This is a genomic window from Deltaproteobacteria bacterium, assembly GCA_026388415.1.
Classification (GTDB): Bacteria; Desulfobacterota; Syntrophia; order Syntrophales; family JACQWR01; genus JAPLJV01.
The window spans coordinates 25,701-45,807 of record JAPLJV010000065.1 but is presented as its reverse complement, the minus strand read 5'-3'; the positions used below and the strand labels follow the sequence as shown (position 1 = coordinate 45,807).

At 51.8% G+C, this 20,107-nt stretch carries 33 protein-coding genes; 1 reads left to right on the top strand and 32 read right to left on the bottom strand.

Features of this window, described 5'->3' with window-relative positions:
- Positions 1 to 180 precede the first annotated feature (180 nt).
- Entirely contained in the window at positions 181 to 1,065 is an 885-nt protein-coding gene (locus NT140_13585; GenBank protein MCX5832886.1) for an alcohol dehydrogenase catalytic domain-containing protein, read from the top strand.
- A gap of 91 nt (positions 1,066 to 1,156) precedes the next feature.
- On the opposite strand, the gene lptD is transcribed toward NT140_13585, so the two are convergent.
- The 32 genes from lptD to rplC form a co-directional block, all read right to left on the bottom strand.
- Positions 1,157 to 3,364: an LPS assembly protein LptD gene (gene lptD, locus NT140_13580; protein MCX5832885.1), complete on the bottom strand. Its 2,208-nt coding sequence runs from the start codon at positions 3,362 to 3,364 to the stop codon at positions 1,157 to 1,159.
- A gap of 49 nt (positions 3,365 to 3,413) precedes the next feature.
- Positions 3,414 to 4,676: a bifunctional folylpolyglutamate synthase/dihydrofolate synthase gene (locus NT140_13575; GenBank protein ID MCX5832884.1), complete on the bottom strand. Its 1,263-nt coding sequence runs from the start codon at positions 4,674 to 4,676 to the stop codon at positions 3,414 to 3,416.
- Entirely contained in the window at positions 4,673 to 5,452 is a 780-nt protein-coding gene (locus NT140_13570; protein ID MCX5832883.1) for a 3',5'-cyclic-nucleotide phosphodiesterase, read from the bottom strand. Before NT140_13570 ends, NT140_13575 begins: the two co-directional genes overlap by 4 nt.
- Positions 5,453 to 5,512: 60 nt before the next feature.
- Positions 5,513 to 5,911, bottom strand: coding sequence for a 50S ribosomal protein L17 (gene rplQ / locus NT140_13565; protein ID MCX5832882.1), 399 nt, complete (start codon positions 5,909 to 5,911; stop codon positions 5,513 to 5,515).
- Between the two features lie 26 nt (positions 5,912 to 5,937).
- Positions 5,938 to 6,900 carry a DNA-directed RNA polymerase subunit alpha gene (locus NT140_13560; protein ID MCX5832881.1) on the bottom strand — a complete coding sequence of 321 codons (963 nt, stop codon included), beginning with the start codon at positions 6,898 to 6,900 and terminating at the stop codon, positions 5,938 to 5,940.
- Between the two features lie 39 nt (positions 6,901 to 6,939).
- Complete coding sequence (gene rpsD / locus NT140_13555; protein MCX5832880.1) at positions 6,940 to 7,569, bottom strand: 30S ribosomal protein S4; 630 nt, start codon at positions 7,567 to 7,569, stop codon at positions 6,940 to 6,942.
- Positions 7,570 to 7,655: 86 nt separating this feature from the next.
- On the bottom strand, positions 7,656 to 8,048 hold the full coding sequence (rpsK, locus tag NT140_13550; GenBank protein ID MCX5832879.1) for a 30S ribosomal protein S11: 393 nt from the start codon (positions 8,046 to 8,048) through the stop codon (positions 7,656 to 7,658).
- 95 nt (positions 8,049 to 8,143) lie between these two features.
- Positions 8,144 to 8,512, bottom strand: a complete 369-nt coding sequence (rpsM, locus tag NT140_13545; GenBank protein ID MCX5832878.1) for a 30S ribosomal protein S13 — start codon at positions 8,510 to 8,512, stop codon at positions 8,144 to 8,146.
- Positions 8,513 to 8,541: 29 nt separating this feature from the next.
- Positions 8,542 to 8,655 carry a 50S ribosomal protein L36 gene (gene rpmJ / locus NT140_13540; protein MCX5832877.1) on the bottom strand — a complete coding sequence of 38 codons (114 nt, stop codon included), beginning with the start codon at positions 8,653 to 8,655 and terminating at the stop codon, positions 8,542 to 8,544.
- A gap of 67 nt (positions 8,656 to 8,722) precedes the next feature.
- A complete protein-coding gene (infA, locus tag NT140_13535) occupies positions 8,723 to 8,941 on the bottom strand; it encodes a translation initiation factor IF-1 (GenBank protein MCX5832876.1) in 219 nt (72 codons plus the stop codon).
- Between the two features lie 45 nt (positions 8,942 to 8,986).
- A complete protein-coding gene (map, locus tag NT140_13530) occupies positions 8,987 to 9,736 on the bottom strand; it encodes a type I methionyl aminopeptidase (GenBank protein MCX5832875.1) in 750 nt (249 codons plus the stop codon).
- Between the two features lie 8 nt (positions 9,737 to 9,744).
- A complete protein-coding gene (gene secY / locus NT140_13525) occupies positions 9,745 to 11,052 on the bottom strand; it encodes a preprotein translocase subunit SecY (GenBank protein MCX5832874.1) in 1,308 nt (435 codons plus the stop codon).
- A gap of 2 nt (positions 11,053 to 11,054) precedes the next feature.
- Complete coding sequence (gene rplO / locus NT140_13520) at positions 11,055 to 11,492, bottom strand: 50S ribosomal protein L15 (protein MCX5832873.1); 438 nt, start codon at positions 11,490 to 11,492, stop codon at positions 11,055 to 11,057.
- Positions 11,489 to 11,683, bottom strand: coding sequence for a 50S ribosomal protein L30 (gene rpmD, locus NT140_13515; GenBank protein ID MCX5832872.1), 195 nt, complete (start codon positions 11,681 to 11,683; stop codon positions 11,489 to 11,491). The genes rplO and rpmD overlap by 4 nt, the downstream gene beginning before the upstream one ends.
- A gap of 39 nt (positions 11,684 to 11,722) precedes the next feature.
- On the bottom strand, positions 11,723 to 12,217 hold the full coding sequence (rpsE, locus tag NT140_13510) for a 30S ribosomal protein S5 (GenBank protein ID MCX5832871.1): 495 nt from the start codon (positions 12,215 to 12,217) through the stop codon (positions 11,723 to 11,725).
- 53 nt (positions 12,218 to 12,270) lie between these two features.
- Positions 12,271 to 12,636 carry a 50S ribosomal protein L18 gene (rplR, locus tag NT140_13505; protein ID MCX5832870.1) on the bottom strand — a complete coding sequence of 122 codons (366 nt, stop codon included), beginning with the start codon at positions 12,634 to 12,636 and terminating at the stop codon, positions 12,271 to 12,273.
- A 51-nt stretch (positions 12,637 to 12,687) separates the two neighbouring features.
- The gene (gene rplF, locus NT140_13500; protein MCX5832869.1) at positions 12,688 to 13,227 is read right to left on the bottom strand and encodes a 50S ribosomal protein L6; all 540 of its coding nucleotides are present in this window, start codon (positions 13,225 to 13,227) and stop codon (positions 12,688 to 12,690) included.
- A gap of 50 nt (positions 13,228 to 13,277) precedes the next feature.
- Complete coding sequence (gene rpsH / locus NT140_13495) at positions 13,278 to 13,679, bottom strand: 30S ribosomal protein S8 (protein MCX5832868.1); 402 nt, start codon at positions 13,677 to 13,679, stop codon at positions 13,278 to 13,280.
- A gap of 16 nt (positions 13,680 to 13,695) precedes the next feature.
- The gene (locus tag NT140_13490; protein MCX5832867.1) at positions 13,696 to 13,881 is read right to left on the bottom strand and encodes a type Z 30S ribosomal protein S14; all 186 of its coding nucleotides are present in this window, start codon (positions 13,879 to 13,881) and stop codon (positions 13,696 to 13,698) included.
- Positions 13,882 to 13,931: 50 nt separating this feature from the next.
- Entirely contained in the window at positions 13,932 to 14,471 is a 540-nt protein-coding gene (rplE, locus tag NT140_13485; GenBank protein ID MCX5832866.1) for a 50S ribosomal protein L5, read from the bottom strand.
- A 24-nt stretch (positions 14,472 to 14,495) separates the two neighbouring features.
- Positions 14,496 to 14,807, bottom strand: coding sequence for a 50S ribosomal protein L24 (gene rplX, locus NT140_13480; GenBank protein ID MCX5832865.1), 312 nt, complete (start codon positions 14,805 to 14,807; stop codon positions 14,496 to 14,498).
- A gap of 84 nt (positions 14,808 to 14,891) precedes the next feature.
- Positions 14,892 to 15,260: a 50S ribosomal protein L14 gene (gene rplN / locus NT140_13475; GenBank protein MCX5832864.1), complete on the bottom strand. Its 369-nt coding sequence runs from the start codon at positions 15,258 to 15,260 to the stop codon at positions 14,892 to 14,894.
- 23 nt (positions 15,261 to 15,283) lie between these two features.
- Positions 15,284 to 15,541 (bottom strand): 30S ribosomal protein S17, encoded by a 258-nt coding sequence (rpsQ, locus tag NT140_13470; GenBank protein MCX5832863.1) that lies wholly within the window; start codon positions 15,539 to 15,541, stop codon positions 15,284 to 15,286.
- Complete coding sequence (rpmC, locus tag NT140_13465) at positions 15,538 to 15,735, bottom strand: 50S ribosomal protein L29 (GenBank protein ID MCX5832862.1); 198 nt, start codon at positions 15,733 to 15,735, stop codon at positions 15,538 to 15,540. Before rpmC ends, rpsQ begins: the two co-directional genes overlap by 4 nt.
- Entirely contained in the window at positions 15,735 to 16,148 is a 414-nt protein-coding gene (rplP, locus tag NT140_13460; protein MCX5832861.1) for a 50S ribosomal protein L16, read from the bottom strand. Before rplP ends, rpmC begins: the two co-directional genes overlap by 1 nt.
- Before the next feature lie 42 nt (positions 16,149 to 16,190).
- Complete coding sequence (rpsC, locus tag NT140_13455) at positions 16,191 to 16,835, bottom strand: 30S ribosomal protein S3 (protein ID MCX5832860.1); 645 nt, start codon at positions 16,833 to 16,835, stop codon at positions 16,191 to 16,193.
- Between the two features lie 63 nt (positions 16,836 to 16,898).
- Complete coding sequence (gene rplV / locus NT140_13450; GenBank protein ID MCX5832859.1) at positions 16,899 to 17,231, bottom strand: 50S ribosomal protein L22; 333 nt, start codon at positions 17,229 to 17,231, stop codon at positions 16,899 to 16,901.
- A gap of 103 nt (positions 17,232 to 17,334) precedes the next feature.
- Positions 17,335 to 17,616: a 30S ribosomal protein S19 gene (gene rpsS / locus NT140_13445; GenBank protein MCX5832858.1), complete on the bottom strand. Its 282-nt coding sequence runs from the start codon at positions 17,614 to 17,616 to the stop codon at positions 17,335 to 17,337.
- Between the two features lie 4 nt (positions 17,617 to 17,620).
- Positions 17,621 to 18,442, bottom strand: a complete 822-nt coding sequence (gene rplB / locus NT140_13440) for a 50S ribosomal protein L2 (protein ID MCX5832857.1) — start codon at positions 18,440 to 18,442, stop codon at positions 17,621 to 17,623.
- Between the two features lie 50 nt (positions 18,443 to 18,492).
- Positions 18,493 to 18,780 (bottom strand): 50S ribosomal protein L23, encoded by a 288-nt coding sequence (gene rplW / locus NT140_13435; GenBank protein ID MCX5832856.1) that lies wholly within the window; start codon positions 18,778 to 18,780, stop codon positions 18,493 to 18,495.
- Positions 18,780 to 19,403 carry a 50S ribosomal protein L4 gene (gene rplD, locus NT140_13430; protein MCX5832855.1) on the bottom strand — a complete coding sequence of 208 codons (624 nt, stop codon included), beginning with the start codon at positions 19,401 to 19,403 and terminating at the stop codon, positions 18,780 to 18,782. Before rplD ends, rplW begins: the two co-directional genes overlap by 1 nt.
- Before the next feature lie 61 nt (positions 19,404 to 19,464).
- Positions 19,465 to 20,097 (bottom strand): 50S ribosomal protein L3, encoded by a 633-nt coding sequence (gene rplC / locus NT140_13425; GenBank protein ID MCX5832854.1) that lies wholly within the window; start codon positions 20,095 to 20,097, stop codon positions 19,465 to 19,467.
- Between the last annotated feature and the right edge of the window lie 10 nt (positions 20,098 to 20,107).

Sequence of the window (20,107 nt, the reverse complement as noted above, 5' to 3'; positions counted from 1 at the left end):
ATAAGGTGTTCCATAGCCTGAATGCAGTTGAAGATGAACTTGTCACTTCCCTGGCGACTTTGGAAAAGGATAATCATACAGTGGCAGGGCTAACCGGTTTCGAATGGATCGTTAGTATATCTATGAATGCAAATTAGTATTACAGACTATCCTGTACCGGCGAGGGAGCCGGGATGGGCGTTGATTAAGGTTCGCATCGCGGGAATCTGCCGGACCGATATGGAGATCATGCAGGGCTACTTGGGCTTCCGGGGAGTTATGGGGCATGAGTTTATCGGCGTGGTGGCCGAGAGCGACGATCCTGCCTGGATCGGCAGAAGAGTTTCCGGCGACATTAACGCCGCCTGTGGCTGCTGCGAGTGGTGCGCCCGAGGGTTGGGCCGTCATTGTCCGCAACGCACTACCCTGGGAATCGTTAATCTTGATGGCTGCCTGGCTGATTACTGCGTCCTGCCCATCGCCAATCTGCTGGAAATTCCGGCCGCGATTCCTGACGAACGGGCCATTCTAATCGAGCCGCTCTCGGCGGCCTGCGAGATACTGGAACAGCTTCCTGTCCATGGCGAGGAGCGCATCGTCGTCATTGGTGACGGCCGTTTGGGTATTCTCTGTGCCTGGGCGCTCGCTACCGTTTGCTCCGATGTTACGCTTCTGGGACATCATGCCGGGAAACTGGCGCTGGCTCAGTGGCGGGGGATCAAGACGGCTCTGGCTGCCAACTTTACCGCGCCTGATGGGGCGGATATCGTCGTCGAGGCCACTGGTTCGGGTCAGGGAATCTCGGAGGCCATCCAGCTCTGCCGGCCACGGGGCGTAATCGTTCTCAAAACCACGGCAGCCCAGCCGCAAAATATCAACCTGGCACCCATCGTCATCAATGAAATATCCGTCATCGGTTCCCGCTGCGGGCGGCTCGGCGACGGCCTGCGCATGATGCAGGACTATCCCGACATGCCGCTTTCCAAGATGATTACGGCCTGTTATCCCCTCGCCGAGGTGGAAGATGCCTTCACACGCGCCGTTCAGAGTGACGCCCTGAAGGTGCTGCTCGATATTTCCCCCTGATTAACCCCCATGACCGGCGCGGGCACAACGAAACATGAAAATCCCCCCTTAACCCCCCTTTGGTAAAGGGGTGGATTCTCATATAAATTACCTATTTTTTCCCCACGCCGCCCAAACCATTGAGGGAGAAGGAAAGCATTACCGTCCGGTCGCTCGCCGCATCAGCAAAGCTTAAACCGATGCTCCAGCACTGGCGGCTGTAGTTAAAGCCGACGACATTGCTGATATCCTGCCCGTCAAACAAGTTTCTCTTGAGCTCATAGGACAGGTCCAGGGATTTTGTTACAAAGGCCCGGAAGGAAAGATTGATTCCTTCCAGTAAATCGGCTGTATAGCGGTAGCCTATCGTCGCGGTATCGCCCCGCGTATCGGTCATTTTGAGATCGTAGTTGGATTTCTCCCAGCGGCCGGAATTGACATTGAGCCGGTTGCGAACGTAAAAGGCAATGACAGCAGAAGGTGTTAAGTCCAGCTCCATATCTACGCCGCCGAAGGGGCGCCGGGGAGCGACAGAACCATTGCCATTCCGCCTCGCCTCCTTGATGTCATAACCTTGGGCCACCTTGAAGCGCAGTATTTCCTGATAACTCGTCGCACCGTTCTTGTCTTTCATCCTGGCCACCAGCGTATTGGTGATGGCCGCTGTGACGGAATGCTGCTCGGCAATAACGTCTGCAAAATCAGGCAGGTCTGTCTGCTCTACATAGGGGAGATAGGTATAGATCAATTCCGGTTTAATTTCATGGCGAATTTTATCCATGACCGGGTCCTTTGTTGAGCCCTTCGTTGGGTCCTTTGCCTGGCCTGCCAGGGTAAAATCACGGAAAAAGGACGTCGTCGCGTCCATCCCCAGGCGATAGGCGGTACGTTGGCCGCGCTTATTGTCGTCCGTCACCAGGTCGTCGTTCCTTTCCCAGAACGACCCCCGGACCTCCGCCTCCGGTATCAAACTGAAAAAGCCACCCACATCCAGGGGCAGCGAAAAAACCGGCTTAACATCGCCCAGATTACCCCCCTGTCCCGCCTGCCGGTAATTGCCGCTGTAGGAAGCATTCAGGACAAAATTGACGGGCGTACCCAGGAAAGATTGCTTCACCCCGCTTAAGGTAATCTCGGGATATTTCTGCAAGGTGGCGTCATTGGAATTTCTCGTTAAATCATCCGTATAGCTCAGGAGGGCCGTGAGATTATATAAAGACCAGTCTTTAACGAGGCGCACTTTTGATTCCAGGAAAGCCAGGGATTCGTCGGCTGTAAAGGACACCCTGCGGAAGCGTTCATCAGAATTCTGCGCGTAATGGTCCTGGTAATAATTGTGCGAGGAGAAATCCCGGAAATACCATTTGTCGGAAACCTTCGCGATGTCGGCCCGCAGGTATAAACCCGGTTGCAGGGCGGTATAATTTTGCAGGTAGAAAGACCAGCGGTTCTGAGGCGTCTGCCAGTCTCTGCTCAGAGCTCCCGCCTGTTCCGTGATTTGGGCGGAGTCGCGCAGGTAATCGCCATAAATGGTGCCATAGGAATCTTTATTGAGGAAGTACCGGAACTCGGCGCCCTCCTTGAATCCTCGCTTATCCATGTAGCGCTGATAAAAGGTCGCATCGGTGCTGTTCGAGATGGCTACATAGAAGGGAATCTCCGTATCCCAACCCAGTTTATCGCGCGAGTAGGCCAGCCTGGGGAAAAGAAAACCGGTCTGGCGCGTCGTTTTGGCGGGAAAAATGAAATAGGGGAGGTACAAAATAGGCACATCTTTAGCGAAAAATTTGCCGTCTCTGAGCTTTCCGTAACCATCTACGGTGACGTCCATTTCCCGGGCCGTGAGGCGCCAGTCCGGCGTCTCGCCGTCACAGGTGGTCAGGCACGCCCCTTGGATGCGGTAGGTGGCCTCCCCCCTTTTTTCAATCTTATCGCCCTTCAGATAGAAGTGGTTCCGGGCAATAAACATCTTCCCGTAAGATACGACCCCGGTGTTCGTCGTCAGATCAAAATCAACCTTGTCGCCTTCCAGGAGATCGCTTGCCGTCTGGAGCCTTACCCGGCCCTCGGCTGAGGCGGTGTTGCTGCCCTTGGCCAGCATTACGGAATCAGCTCGCAGCGTGCCGCCCGAAAAAACAATGCTGACCTGGCCCGAGGCACGGTAGATATCTTCCCCCTGGTCGTAGGAGATACGGTCGGCTTCAATGGTGAACGGCCCTCCTGTCGTGGGAAGCCCCTCCAACGCCCAACCGGAAAAGGCGGCGCCCCAGAAAACGATCGTGAGAAAACAGATAAAATGCCAAGGGAAAATTTTATTCATTATACCACCGTCAGCCAGCTTGAGTTCGTGGCGTCGGCATATGCAGGGGCTACGCATGCGTCGCCGCGTATGCCTGCTTGATTTCTCCGATCAGATAAAGTGACCCGGCAACACAGATCAAATCTTCCCTGGCGGCCACCGCCATGGCCCTGTAGAGGGCCTGACGGGTATCGGCGACGATCTCGACATGGTCGCAATAAAGCCTGGCTGCTGCTGTCAGTTCGCCCGGCGGGACGGCCCTTGCCGTATCCGGCCGGGTGATGATAACCACATCCGCCAGCGGCGCAATTTTTTTCAACATCAACTGGAAATTTTTATCCCGCAGCACGCCAAAGATTAGGATCAGACGGCGATAGGAGAAATCCTCCCGCAAGGCCCGGCCCAGGACGGCGATCCCGGCCGGATTATGGCCGCCATCCACGATAATTTGCGGATCCGACTGCAGGACCTCCAGCCGTCCTTCCCACCGGGTGTTCTGCATCCCCCGGTAAACGGCAGCGTCACTGACAGGCAGTCCGCCTCTGTCCGCCAGCAGCTCTATGGCCGCCAGCGCCAGGGCGGTATTTTCCACCTGGTGCCTTCCCCTGAGAGAACAGGCCAACCGCGGATAATTTTTCTTGATCCCCCGATAGGAGAAGGTCCCGTCATGGTGGCGTCGGACGCTGATATCTCTACCCAACTGATAGAGCTGCGCCTGGCGGTCAAGGCAGATCCCGGCGAGTATCTCCCGCACCGGCTTCTGCCTGGCCGCCGTCACGCACACCCCGCCGACCGGGATAATCCCCCCCTTTTCCCGCGCTATATTCGCCAGCCCCTTGCCTAAATAATCACCATGTTCAAGGGAAATGTTGGATATCACAGAGAGAACCGGGATAACAACGTTGGTTGCGTCCAACCTGCCCCCCAGACCTACTTCCAGGATTGCCACCTCCACCTGCCTCCGGTAAAAATACAGAAAGGCCACCGCCGTGAGAAATTCGAAATAGGTAATCTCCTCGCCGACCTGTCCCCTCACCTCGTCAATCAGACCATCCAGTTCGTTTACGGCTATCATGTCGCCGTTGACGCGAATTCGCTCCCGGATGTCAATTAGATGCGGCGAGGTATAGAGACCGACGCGGTAGCCGGCTGCCTGCATAATGGCTGCCGTCGTAGCGGCGATGGAACCTTTGCCGTTTGTGCCGCCGATCAGGACGCTCGCGTAGCGATTCTGGGGATTATGCAAAGACGCCAGCAGTTTCCGGACCGGACCGAGACCTAAACGAATAATTGAACTGTTCAACTGGGAAAGGTAATCGCCCGGGGTGGTCATAACGCCCCGATTTGCAGGATCTGACCATCCTCAAGGACACGCAGGTTGTCGTTCATCAGGAGGGCCAGCTCTTCTCTTATCACTTCCTGAAGATGGGTCTTCATATGGTATAGATAGATCGGAACGTTGAGATCGCCCAATTTACTCAGCTCCTGCTCCAGGGAGGCAGGCGTTAAGTGCCCCGTCATGTCGGCCAGGGTCTGCATGTCGTTGGGGAGAGAAGTTTCAATGAATACTGCCTGCAGCTTCTTCTTTTTCTTCCTGGCGATCCGCCAGATTTCATCCGTAGGCCCGGTATCACCCATAAAGATGACGGTTCCCTCGTCAGCTTCAATAACATAACCTACCGTTTCCACAGAGTGACTGACCTTGACAGCGGTAATGTCCAACCCGGCGGTCGTGACGGTTCCCCCCGGTGAGATGGCCTCGAATTTTATAACGGGATTTTCCGCACTGGGAATGCCGGAGAAATCCGGCCAGATGACACCATTAAACAGGTAATACCGTAATGTGGCGATGATCTGGGGGGTGCTCAAAACAACTAAGGGCCGTTCTCTTTGCGAATAGCAAAGGTTGTCGGCCAGAAACATGATGTCGCTGATGTGATCGAGGTGGGCATGGGTGACAAAAACATACTCGATGTTTAGTTGCTCTTCGGCAGTGAGGACTGATGTGATGGTCCCGCCGTCCAGCAGGATCTTGCCGTCCAGCAAAAAGCAGGTCGTATTATAACCAGGAAGCTGCGATCCGTGGCAACCAAGGACCCTGATCTCCATCTTCCCGTTCCTCCCTACTGAACAGAGATGATAGCAGAGGAAGAATTGTTCCCTCGTCGTTTATTGAATAAATTCTACAATGGACATGGGCGCATTATCGCCGATCCGGCAACCCACCTTGATGACCCGCGTATAACCGCCGGCCCGGTCGCGATAACGAGCCGACAATTCATCAAACAGTTTACCCACCATCGCCCGGTCTCTTACAAAAGACGCGGCTTGTCTCCGGGCATGAAGATCGCCTCTCTTGCCTAACGTCACTAATTTATCGGCCACCCTCTTTATTTCTCTGGCCTTCGAATCAGTGGTTCTAATCTTTTCATACTTTATAATAGAAGTTGCCATGTTGCGTAACATGGCTTTTTTGTGGCTCGTCGTTCTTCCCAGTTTACTGCCTGATTTCCCGTAAAGCATTACTATTCTTCCTTTCCCACCCAGATCGGCAGGAGCAGGTTTCAAACGCGCCCCTACCGCTGCCGATATGATTATCCAAGCTTCATACCGAAACCAAGTCCCAGCTCACCCAACACTTCCTTGATCTCACTGAGAGACTTGCGGCCAAAATTTTTGGTCTTCAGCATCTCTGCTTCCGATTTTTGCACGAGCTCCCCGATCATATTAATTCCGGCATTTTTCAGACAATTGGCCGATCTTACGGAAAGCTCCAGTTCGTCAACCTGACGCAGCAGTTGATCATTAATAGTACCGCCTTCCTCCGCACCCCGTTGCTCTTCCTCTTCATCAGCTTCATCAAAATTGATCAATATATCAAGCTGATATTTCAAAATCTTGGCCGAATAAGCAACTGCGTCTTCCGGCAACACGCTGCCATCCGTCCAGACCTCCAGAATAAGCCTGTCGTAATCGGCGATCTGACCAACACGCGCATAGGTAACCGTATAATTGACCTTTGTTACGGGCGAAAATAAGGCGTCCATATTGATGACGCCCTCAGGCTGATCAATATCCTTGCCACTGCCGGCCGGTATATAACCCTTGCCCATCTTGGCAACCATCAAAGCCCGAAAAGGCGCTTCTCCGGAAAGAGTGGCAATGTGATGGTCGGGATTGAGTATTTCCACTGTACCATCCGTTATGATATCGCCCGCCGTGACGACGCCCGCTTTTTTGGCGTCAATTCTTATCTCCTGCGGCCCGTCCTGATGAATTTTCATCCGAACTCCCTTCAAGTTAAGGATGATGTCCGTCACATCTTCCTTAACTCCGGGCACGGTAGAAAATTCGTGCAACACCCCGTCAATCTGAAGGGAAACTATTGCCGCCCCCTGGATGGAAGACAGCAAGACCCGCCGCAGGGCATTGCCCAAGGTAATGCCGAACCCCCGCTCTAACGGCTGGCAGCTAAACTCCCCATAAAAACGGGTATGTGTGCTTTCATCAATATCAATACGCTTTGGTCGGATGAGACTATCCCAGTTTTTTTGCATAATTTCTATTCCCTACCCTTGTTATGCGGCATCAATTCTTTACTTCGAGTAAAGTTCAACAACCAACTGTTCCTGAACCGGCATGGTCAATTCTTCCCGGGTAGGAAGCATCTTTACACTGGCTTGAAAACCCTCTTTGTTCAGCGCCAGCCACTGCGGCACGCCTCTCCTGGCCACCGTTCCCATGGCTTCCAGGATGCAGGCCACTTTCCGGCTTTTTTCCTTCAGGGTAATTTCGTCCCCGGCCTTGAGCAGATAAGAAGGTATATTCACCGCCTTGCCATTCACGAGGAAATGCCGATGCGTGACCAACTGGCGCGCTTCATTTCTCGAACTGGCAAAACCCATGCGGAAAACCATATTGTCCAGACGCCTCTCCAGACCAATCAAAAGATTGGCGCCCGTAATGCCCTTTTTTTTCTCGGCCGTTTCAAAGCTGCCGTGGAACTGCTTTTCCAGCAGCCCGTACATCCTCTTGAGCTTCTGCTTCTCACGCAACTGGATGCCGTAATCAGACGGCTGCTTCCGGCGCATCTGACCGTGATCGCCCGGCGCATATCCCCGCCGCTCAAAGGCGCACTTCTCACTATAGCACCTGTCCCCTTTGAGAAATAACTTCAGTCCTTCTCTCCGGCATAACCGGCACGCGGAATCTAAATATCTTGCCAAAAAAGCCTCCCTGATCAGTGATCTATTACCGCTGATCAATTGTCAATTCCGACTATTGACAATTGATCAGCGGTGTTTGTTATTTGCTACACCCTTCTTCTTTTTGGTGGACGGCAGCCGTTGTGCGGAACGGGAGTAACATCCCTGATGAGGCTGATTTTAAGACCGGCCAACTGCAGGGACCTGAGCGCCGACTCTCTTCCCGCCCCCGGACCTTTCACGAACACCTGCACGTTCCTTAATCCGTGTTCTTTAGCCTTCTTGACGGCGCTCTCGGCCGCCATCTGGGCCGCAAAGGGAGTGCTCTTCCGCGACCCCTTAAATCCTTCCGTTCCCGAGGATGACCAGGCAATCACATTGCCACTGAGATCAGTAATGGTCACAATGGTATTATTGAATGTGGACTGGATATGCGCAACACCCTCGGTAATATTCTTTTTTTCCTTCTTCTTGCCTGTTTTCCTGACTGTCTTTGCCATTCTACCTCCGGGTCGGGTTAATCACCCATCTGCAACCCATCTGCCATGATTTCAGCCTGTCGGCCAATCTCACACCTTGCATTTATCTGATATTACTACTTCTTCTTGGACGCCACGGCCCGCCGCGGTCCTTTTCTGGTCCGCGCATTAGTGCTTGTCCTTTGCCCCCGGACAGGCAGTCCCTTGCGGTGTCGCAAGCCCCGGTAGGCGCCGATGTCCATGAGACGCTTGATGGACATTGATATCTCCCGCCTCAGGTCGCCCTCCACCTTGAGTTCCTTGTCAATAACATTTCTTATGGCCGTGATCTCCGAATCGGCAAGATTGTCCGTCTTGGTATCGTTGCTCACACCGGCTTTGTCAAGGATATAGACCGACTTGCTGCGCCCAATACCATATATATAAGTAAGCGCGATCTCCATCCTTTTATTCTTGGGTAAATCCACCCCCGCAATTCTTGCCACCTTACTACCTCCTGGAGAAACTCAATGACTTACCCCTGCCGCTGCTTGTGCTTGGGGTTTTCGCAAATCACTCTCAATACGCCCTTCCGCTTGAGAATTTTACATTTATCACATATCTTTTTTATTGACGACCTGACTTTCACCGCATCACCTCGATTGCACGTTCTGCCGCCGCCGCTACCTGTCACGGCGCCAGCCTCGACCACACCCTTATTTCGTCCTGTATATTATTCTCCCGCGCGACAAGTCGTAGGGAGACAACTCCACCGTCACCTTGTCACCCGGCAGAATCTTGATAAAATGCATCCGCATTTTCCCGGAGATATGCGCCAGTACCTTATACCCGTTCTCCAGTTCCACGCGGAACATGGCATTGGGCAGCGGCTCTATTACCTTACCTTCAACCTCGATTGCCTCTTCTTTTGCCATAACCTGCCGCTCATATACCGGATCATAACCATTTTTTACTTATCATTACTGCAACTGACTCAGGATAGCCGGCCCCGCCTCAGTAATTGCCACCGAATGCTCAAAATGAGCGGAAAGACCCGCGTCTTCGGTAACCACAGTCCAACCATCCGGTTTTACTTTAACTCTATAAGTCCCGGCGTTGACCATCGGTTCGATCGCCAAAACCATCCCGACCCTAAGCTCTATGCCGCGGCCCCGCACCCCATGATTCGGTATCTGGGGATCTTCGTGCAAGCTTCGCCCGATGCCATGGCCGACAAAATCTCTTACGACTGAATAACCAGCGGCTTCCACTATACTTTGAACCGCAAAGGAAATATCCCCCAATCTGTTGCCTGCCCTGGCCGCCTTGATGCCGGCGTATAAACCGCTCTCGGTTGTCTGCAACAACCCGGCCGCACTCCCCGCTATCTTCCCCACGGGGACCGTTATCGCCGCATCACCATAGTACCCGGCGTGGAAAACCCCAAAGTCCAGGCTGATTATATCTCCCTCAATGAGCACTCTGTCAGACGGGAGCCCGTGGACCACCTCTTCATTAACCGAGGTGCAGAGTGAAAACGGATACCCCTTATAACCCTTGAAGGCGGGCCGGACTTTCTTGCTTACCGACAGGCTTTCTGCCAGCCTATCTAATTCTCTGGTCGTGATACCTGGTATGACAGCCTTTTTCAATTCTTTCAGGACTTCCGCCACCACTCGGTTACTCGCCCTTATTTTTTCGATCTCCTCCGGTTGCTTCAAGATGACCATATTTACATTCAGCGCCTGCGCGCAATACGGCCCTTTTTCATAAAACCTTCATACTGTCTGGTCAACAAATGAGTTTCTATCTGCGACGCGGTATCGAGGGCGACTCCCACCACAATCAGCAGGGCCGTGCCGCCGAAGTAAAAGGGCACGTTGAAATTGCTGATGAGAACGCTCGGTAGCACGCAGACCGCAGAAACGTAGATGGCGCCGCTAAAGGTCAATCTGGTCAGAACTTCATCCATGTACTCGGCCGTTTTCTTGCCGGGCCTGATGCCGGGAACGTATCCACCATATTTCTTTATATTATCTGATACTTCCACGGGATTAAACGTGACCGCCGTGTAAAAATAGCAGAAAAAAACCACAAAAGCCACAAACAGGAGCTCATAACCCAACCGGCCCGGCATCAAAAGACCCGAGACCGCCTTCATCCAGGGATGAGGAATGAAATTGGCGATCGTCGCCGGGAACATGATGAGGGAAGAGGCAAAAATAGGCGGGATAACTCCGGCGGTATTCACCTTGAGAGGCAGATGCGTCGTTTGTCCGCCGTACATCTTATTGCCCACCACGCGCTTGGCATATTGAATGGGTATCCGACGCTGACCACTTTCTACAAATACTATGAAGCCAACCACAGCCACCATCAAAATGATCAAAAGCAGGATGAAAATGATTCCCATCTCACCGCTCGCCAGTAGACGGAAGGTGTTAACGATCGCCTCCGGCCCCCGCACCACAATACCGGCAAATATAATCAGGGATATGCCGTTGCCGATCCCTTTTTCCGTTATCTGTTCGCCCAGCCACATGATGAATGCCGTTCCAGCCGTCAAAGTAATGACCGTTAACAACCGAAACCACCAGCCGGCCTGTATGACAATGGCTGCCCCCGTCGGACCGGCCATATTCTCCAGCCCAATGGCGATACCGAACCCCTGAATCATGCTGAGCCCAACGGTGCCATAGCGGGTGTACTGGGTGATCTTTCTTCGGCCCGCATCACCTTCCTTGGACAGCCTTTCTAAATGAGGTACGGCCACCGTCAGCAACTGCAGAATGATGGAGGCGCTGATGTAAGGCATAATCCCCAAAGCAAATACGGAGAGCTTGCTCAGGGCGCCGCCGGCAAACATGTCGAAAAATCCCAGCAGCGATCCCTTGTTCTGATCAAAAAAAGCCGCCAGCGCTGCCGTGTCAATTCCGGGAGTCGGCACATGTGCGCCGATCCGATAAACCGCCAGCAGCAAAAAGGTAAGGAGGATTCTCTTTTGCAGCTCCGGTACCTTGGAAATATTTCCGAATCCGTCTAACAAAGTCAGTTAACCTCTACAATTGAGCCGCCGGCGGCGATTATCTTATCCCGGGCGCCTTTGCTGATCAAGCCTACCTTGACGGACAGGGCACGTTCGATCTCACCCTTGCCGAGGATCTTTACCGCCTCAACTTTTCTCTTGATCAAGCCGCAATTAAGCAACAGTTCCTCATCAATAACAGTCCCTTGCGGAAACTGTTCCAACTGCCCGACGTTAACAACGCCAACAATGCGGCGGAATTTGTTATGGAAACCGCGCTTGGGCAACCTCCGGGTAATCGGCATCTGCCCGCCTTCAAAAGACGGCCTCACCCCTCCTCCGGAACGGGCGTTCTGGCCCTTATTACCCCTGCAGGACGTGCCGCCATGGTCGCCGCCCCGTCCCACTCTTTTTCTCTTCTTCCGGGAACCGGCCGGCGGTTTTAAGGCACCTAAATTCATATTTCGTTCCCCTCAACTTCTTCCAATGCAATTAAGTGTATGACCTTTTGCGCCATGCCCCGGATCTCCGGGGTGTCATTAAGAAGGACGGTTCTGTTTAATTTACCCAATCCGAGGCCACGCAAAACGCGCCGATGCTTTTCCGGTCGGCCGATATAACTTCTTATCTGTTTTATCTTTAATTTTTTCACTGCAAACCCTCTTTTTACAGATATACCCTGTGGGCGCCGTTATATTTCCGCAAGCTCCCGGCCTCTCAGCAGGGCAATGTCCGCCGGTGAGCGTAACTGGCACAGTCCATCTATCGTTGCTTTAACCAAATTATGCGGATTATGGGAGCCCAGACATTTGGTCAATATATTGTGTATCCCGGCAACCTCAAGCACCGCCCGGACAGCACCCCCGGCAATAAGGCCCGTCCCTTCCGAGGCCGGCTTTAGCATAACCTTGCCGGCGCCGAAGTGCCCTACGACGCCGTAGGGAATCGTCCTGTTCATGATAGCGCACTTAAGCATGCTTTTTTTAGCCTGCTCCATGCCCTTCCTGATCGCCTCCGGGACTTCATGCGCCTTCCCCAATCCGGCGCCAACAGAGCCCTTTCCATCGCCGACAACCACTATGGCGCTGAATCTGAACCTTCTTCCACCTTTGACAACTTTGGCGGTTCTGTTGATTGCTATCACCCTGTCCTGAAGTTCCGATTCCTTTACTTCTCTGGTATTCAATGCTCGATCCTTATTAAATTAGTAAGTTAGAAATTACCATCCCAAGCTGGGCATTAAAACTTCAAACCCGCCTCGCGCGCGGCTTCGGCCAGCGCTTTTACCCGACCGTGATAGAGGAAACGCCCCCGGTCAAAAATAACCGTCCCTATGCCGCGGGCCATGAGACGCCGTGACAACAATTTTCCTACTTCTTTGGCCGCGTCAACCTTCTTCATGCCCGCAACAGTGTCTTTTATATCTTTGCTTAGTGTTGACGCCGCAGCCAGGGTACTTGCCGTATCATCGGCAATGGCCTGAACATAGATGTGTCTGGCGCTCCGGAAAACAGCAAGTCTCGGTCTGGTTTCACTGCCCGTTAACTTGCCGCTTACCCTTGCCTTGCGCTTGGCCCTGATCTTTTCTACCTTCTTCGTTGCCAATGTCCTACCTCTTCCACACCACAGAAATATTATCGGGAATAACTCGCTTTACTAAGCCCCCACAGATTTGCCGACTTTTCGCCTGATCTTCTCGCCGACATACCTTATCCCCTTGCCTTTGTAAGGTTCCGGTTTCTTCAAAGATCGAATCTCGGCCGCCACCCTGCCTACCAACTCTTTATCTATACCGCCGACAACGATATTAACCTGCTTATCCACCTTGATGTCAATACCGGGCGGGATTGCATATTCCACGGGATTTGAATATCCCAGCAGCATCTTGATCATGCCATCCTTAACCTCGGCGCGATAACCCACGCCGGATATTTCCAGACCCTTTTCAAAGCCCTTGCTCACCCCCGTCACCATGTTCCCGAGGAGAGTGCGCACTAACCCGTGATAGGCCATTTCCTTCCTGTCTTCCGAAATGCACTTGACAACAATAGTGCCGCTGTCCTGGCTGATCTCAACACCCGGCGGCAGCGTCATGGACAAGTTTCCTTTGGGACCATTGATCTTGATAACAGATTTATCCTGCACCAATTTTACCCCGGCAGGAAACTCTATCGGTTTTTTTCCAATTCTTGACATTTCATCAATCTCCCGAAAAACGGACCGAGGGGGAATCCCCCTGGGGCAGACTACCAAACGCTGCAGAGAAGCTCGCCGCCGATATTCAGCGTCTTCGCCTCTTTGTCCGTCATGACCCCTCTGGAGGTAGAGATAACAGCTACTCCGTAACCATCCAATACCTTGGGGATATTATCGCAATGCACATAAACCCTGCGGCCTGGCTTGCTGATTCTCTGTATATCCGTGATACTTGTCTGCTTCAAGACTGGATTTTTCAGATACACCCTCAGCATTTCATGCCCTGCACTGTCCTTCTTAACGTCAAAGCCGCTTATATAGCCGGATTTTTTCAGCACTTTGCAGATATTCTGATTGGTGCGAGACAATATTACATCCACCGATTTAAAATGCACCCTGTTGGCATTTCTGATCCTGGTCAACATATCGGCAATTGGATCGCTTACTCCCATACTTTGCTCCTTTACTCTACCAACTGGACTTTATAACACCCGGGATTTCTCCCCTCAGGGAAAGGTTTCTCAAGCATATCCTGCACATGTCAAATTTTCTGTAATACGCTCTCGGCCGGCCACAAAGCGGACACCGATTATACTGCCGCACCGCAAACTTCATTTTAGTTTTAGCTTTCGCAATTAAGGATTTCTTTGCCACACTAAGCCCTCCAAGGTCACAGCCCGGCCATCACGGGCGCTCTTTGCCCTTTAACTCTTAAACGGAACTCCCATGCATTTCAAGAGTTTCCGGCCTTCTTCATCGGTCTTGGCCGAAGTAACGATCACAATGTTCATACCCCGCGCCTTGTCAACCTTATCGTAATCTATTTCCGGGAAGATAAGCTGCTCCTGAAGTCCCATGGCAAAATTACCCCGGCCGTCAAATGAACTCGGTGCTATGCCACGAAAATCCCTGATCCGGGGAATTGCTGCATTAACCAGCCGGTCAAAAAATTCGTACATTATGTCCTTTCTCAGGGTTACACAACATCCGATCGGCATGCCCTGGCGCAACTTAAAGGTAGCGATAGAGCGCTTCGCCTTGGTAATCACGGGTTTCTGACCAGTGATTAGGGCCAGCTCTTCCGCCGCCTTGTCCAGGATTTTAGCATTCTGAATCGCTTCGCCGACACCCATATTGACGACAATCTTCTCCATCTTGGGTACCTGCATGCGATTTTTATAACCCAGCTCAGCGATCAAAGCAGGGACGACTTCTTTTAGATAATAGGCTTCCAATCTCGTCATTGTTTATAGACCTTTATAAGATACTTAAGCATTCAGTACTTCATGACATTTACTGCAAACACGCTCTTTCTTCCCATCATCCGACAGCTTGTGTCCAAACCGGACCGCAGCATCACACTTGTCACAAAGCAGCATGACATTGGAAGCGTGGATGGGGGCTTCTTTCTCCACAATCCCGCCCTTGCCTTTGGCATCAGCTTTCTGATGTCTCTTGACAAAGTTCAATTTCTCCACAACAACTTTATTTTTCTCGGCAACAACCTTCAGGACCTTGCCGGTCTTCCCCTTTTCCTTACCGGCCACAACCTTGACCATGTCACCTTTCTTCAACCGCATTCCCTGCATCTCCCATCCCCAGCGAAAAAACCATTTGATATTTAATTATGCCTTTACATCCCCGCGGATCTAAAACCACGCCCGCTACAAGACCTCCGGTGCCAAAGAGATGATTTTCATAAACTGCTTGGCCCGCAGCTCACGTGCCACCGGGCCGAATATCCTTGTCCCCACCGGTTCCATCTGGTTCGTAATCAGCACGGCGGAATTATCATCAAACTTGAGATATGAACCATCCTGTCTTCTGACCTCTTTCACGGTACGGACGACAACGGCCTTCATCACGTCGCCTTTTTTCACCTTGGAATTAGGGATAGACTCCTGCACAGCGACAACGATGACATCACCTACACTGGCATATCTTCTCTTTGACCCACCCAGCACCTTAATGCACAAGACCTTCTTGGCACCGGAATTGTCGGCTACATTTAATATGGTCTGCATTTGAATCATAATAACACCCCGCTAAACGAACGCTATTTCGCTTTCTCCAGTATCTCACGCACCCGCCAGCGTTTGTCCTTGCTTATCGGCCTCGACTCCATAATAAGCACTTTATCGCCGGCCTTACACTCATTTCTCTCATCGTGAGCTTTATACTTTACGTGCCTGCGGATATATTTCTTGAAGACTTGATGCTTGACTAATCTCTCCGTACGCACGATAATGGTTTTTTCCATCTTGTCGCTTATAACCACGCCTGTAATCAGCCTTTTGTTGCCACGCTCGGTCATCCTAATTGAGCCTCCCTCTCCCTCAACACCGTTTTAATTCTGGCGATGTCTTTTCTTGCCCGTCCCAGCGCGGATGAAGTCTCCAATTGTCCCGACGTATGCCTGAGGCGCAGTCTGAATAGTTCCTCGACCAAATCCAGGTTCTTCCGCTTCACTTCGTCAGTGCCCAGATCGCGAATCTCCTTTATCTTCATTAAAGCATCTCCCTCGCCAAAAACTTCGTTGCTATGGGAAGTTTGTGCGCCGCCAGCCGGAAGGCCTCGTGTGCCACCTCCGACGTCACTCCATCCATTTCGTATAACACCACGCCGGGCTTGACAACGGCCACCCATTCTTCAGGGGCCCCTTTGCCCTTTCCCATTCTGGTTTCTGCCGGCTTCTTGGTAACTGATTTATGGGGGAATATCCTTATCCATATCTTACCGCCCCTCTTGACATAACGCGTCATGGCTATACGGGCGGCCTCAATTTGTCTTGCCGTAAGCCAACCACACTCGGCGGCCTGGAGACCAAATTCCCCGAAAGCCACGGTTGCGCCCCGGCCGGCCTTGCCGCCCATACGACCCTTCTGCAGCTTTCTATGTTTAACTCTCTTCGGCATTAACATAATGCAAAATCTCCCCTATCCAGAAAGGATGATAAGTCCTTACTAAACTGCGGCGCTTTTCGTCGGCAACACCTCGCCATGAAACATCAAAACTTTTATCCCGATAAGTCCATAGGCGGTATGGGCCTCGGTAAATCCGTAATCTATATCAGCTCTCAGGGTATGCAAGGGGACCCTTCCCTCTCTATACCACTCCGAGCGCGACATTTCTGCGCCTCCCAGCCTTCCTGAACAACTTACCCGGATGCCTTTGGCACCGAATTTGAGGGCGGAGGTAACACACTTTTTCATCGCCCTGCGGAAGGCCACCCGCCGCTCTAATTGCTGGGCAATGTTCTCCGCCACCAATTGAGCGTCAACCTCCGGTTTGCGCACCTCCAGAATATTGATAATCGTCTCTCCCGAGCTTACTTGTTCAATTTCCTTCTTAAGCTTCTCAATATCTGCGCCTTTTTTACCGATAATTATTCCCGGACGGGCCGCATAAATATTTATCTTGGACTTGTTAGAGGCTCTTTCAATTTCGATTCTGGAAACACCGGCATTATAAAGCTTCTTTTTGAGAAATTTTCGGATACGGATATCCTCGTGGAGCAACTCACTGTAACCCTTTTCAGCAAACCACAATGAACGCCATGTCTTAATTCCGCCTAACCTGAACCCGATCGGGTTTACCTTCTGCCCCAACCCTTCACCTCCTCAATCGTAACACTTTATCTGCGCTTTTTGTCGTAGTGACAAGACCACCAATTATACTTCCGTAAGAATTACCGTAATGTGACTCATCCTCTTTTTAATAGCCGCGGCCCGCCCCTGCGCCCTCGCTCGCCATCTCTTCAAAGAGGGGCCCTGGTCAACAAATATCTCTTTTACATAGAGAATATTCTCGTCCATGCTGGCATTTTGCCTCGCGTTGGCCACGGCTGAGTTCAACACCTTCCCCACTGCCGAGGCGGCATACTTCCTTGTAAACATGAGTATTTTCTTAGCATCACCAATTTTCTTGCCCCGCACCAGATCCACCACTAATCTTACCTTCTGTGGTGAAATCCGAATATATTTAGCAGTTGCCCTTGCTTCCATATTTTCTCCCAACCAACATCAGCCGCGGCCGCAAACACCTTGAACACCTGCAGGGCGCGACACCCGCGCTGTATGCCTGAATTCCAGGCCACGATCAGCCATTTTATTTACGAACTTTTGTTTTCCGATCACCGGCGTGACTGTAGAAAGTCCTGGTGGGTGAAAACTCACCTAACTTATGCCCTACCATATTTTCGGTAACGAAGACCGGGATAAACTTCTTGCCATTATGTACGGCAAAGGTATTACCTATTAATTCCGGCGTTATTGTGGAACGGCGCGACCACGTCTTCTGGACGCCCTTACTGCCCGCTGCTTCCGCCGCTCTTACCTTTGTCAGGAGCCTGCCCTCAACGTACGCACCCTTCTTAATCGAACGCGCCACCTTCTTAACCTCTTCTCTTTACGATATATTTATCCGTGCTCTTATTCGTTCTTGTCTTATGGCCCTTTGTCGGTACACCCCAAGGGGTGCAAGGATGCCTGCCGCCCGATGACTTACCCTCGCCGCCGCCCATGGGGTGATCAACGGGATTCATGGCCACACCCCTTACCTTGGGACGTCTTCCCAGCCATCGCGAACGCCCCGCCTTGCCCAAACTGACGTTTTCATGATCAATATTGCCCACCTGACCAATAGTCGCCTTGCATTCCATGAAGACCTTCCTGACTTCACCGGAAGGCAGCCTTACCTGGGCATACCGCCCTTCCTTGGCCATGAGCTGACCCAGGGTGCCGGCGCTGCGGATCATCTGTCCACCGCGTCCCACCTTGACTTCCAGGTTGTGAATCAAAGACCCCAGCGGCAAATTTTTCAGCGGCACCGTATTTCCCACTTTAATGTCCACACTTTCGCCGCTGACGATCTGGGCGCCCACATCTAATTTGGCCGGCGCAATGATATAACGTTTCTCTCCATCAGCATAATTCAGCAGGGCAATCCGGGACGAGCGATTCGGATCATATTCGATCGCCGCCACCTTGGCCGGGATATCCAACTTGTCGCGCCGGAAATCAATCAGCCGGTAACGCCTCTTGTGCCCGCCGCCAATGTGCCTCATGGTCATTCGGCCGTAGCTGTTGCGTCCCCCCGTCCTGCTGATAGCCTTCAGCAGTTTCTTTTCCGGCTCGGTGGAAGTAATTTCCTTGAAGTCGGAACAGGTCTGAAATCTTCTTCCCGGTGATGTTGGTTTGTATTTTCTTATCGCCATCGGCTTTATTCCTTAAGTCACTTAAAGTCTTGGTACCTTGGAGATGGGGCTCATACCCCTTCAATGATCTCAATCCGGTTATCTTTGGCCACCGTCACAATCGCCTTTTTCCAGGAGCTCTTCTCACCGACTACCTTGCCGACGCGCTTTTTCTTGCCCAGCACATTCATGATATGAACGTCGAGTACCTTGACCTTGAAAAGGCTTGCTACCGCTCTACCGACTTCTATTTTGTTGGCGCCCCTGTCCACCTGGAAAATATACTTGTTGCCTTGTTCCTTGGAGGCCGTAGTTTTTTCGGTGACCAGATACTTTTTTATAACACGATGCATTTCCATTATGAAATCAATATCCCTTCGATCAACTTAACAGAGGGTTCGAGCAAAACAACGTGCTCATAATTAAGCAGATCATAGACGTTCAGCCCCTCTGATCTCATCATTTTTACATTTTTGATGTTTTTAGATGACTTCTCCAGCACCGGATAAGATTTGTCCAGAATAATCAGAACCTTTTCCCAGCCGAATCTGTTCACAACTTCTACAAATTTTTTCGTCTTTATTTCCGTCAACGGGAAATCCCGGAGGATGACCATCTGATTCCCCCGATACTTCAAGGTCAAGGCGGACATCAAGGCCTTCCGGCGCACTTTTTTCGGGACCTTAAATGAATAATCGCGCGGATGGGGTCCGAAAACCGTACCACCACCGCGCCAAAGGGGCGAACGGCTCGTACCGGATCGTGCCCGGCCTGTCCCCTTCTGGCGCCACGGCTTTTTACCGCCGCCCGAAATTTCTCCGCGCTCTTTGGTATCCGCAGTGCCGCGCCTTCTCAACGCCATTTGCATCTTGACCACTTCGTACAGGACCGCTTCGTTTACTTCTGCATCAAATACAGCGTCACTTAATTCGATTTCCGACACTTTATTTTTTTCTATGTCAAACACACCAGCAATCGGCATCGTAACCACCCAAGTTTCTTATAATCGCATAGTTACCGGGAAGTATTACTCCCAGAGCAACTTAGTCGGCATTCTTTATCGCCTGCTTAACCAGCAAATAACCTTTTTTGCTTCCCGGCACAGCTCCTTTAACCAGTAAAAGATGGCGGCCCGGATCAACCGCCCATACTAACAGATTCTGTACCGTTTTCCGCTCGCTGCCCATGTGCCCGGGCAGTTTTTGACCCCGGAAGACTCGGGACGGCTCAGCACTGGCGCCGATAGAGCCTGGAGCACGGTGAAACATGGAGCCATGCGTCTTGCGCCCGCCACTGAATCCATGCCTTTTGACAACACCCGCAAATCCCTTGCCCTTGGATGTTCCGACAATGTCCACCCGCTCTCCGGCTTTAAAAAAATCCACGCCTATTTCCTGGCCCAGCTCGTAGCCAGCGGTATCAGCTTTGAATTCTGCCAGAACTTTAAAGCATCCCTTATCGGCCTTCTGGAAATGACCTAACAGGGGCTTAGTTACCTTCTTTTGGCTTACCCGCCCATAGCCGAGTTGCAGGGCATCGTAGCCATCGTTTTCTTTAGTTTTTTTCTGTATCACGAGCGAAGGCTCCATCTCAATTACCGTTACCGGTACAGTGCCTCCATCCTCGGAAAACATCTGGCTCATACCCAATTTTCTACCAATGATTCCCATTTTCATAACTTCACTC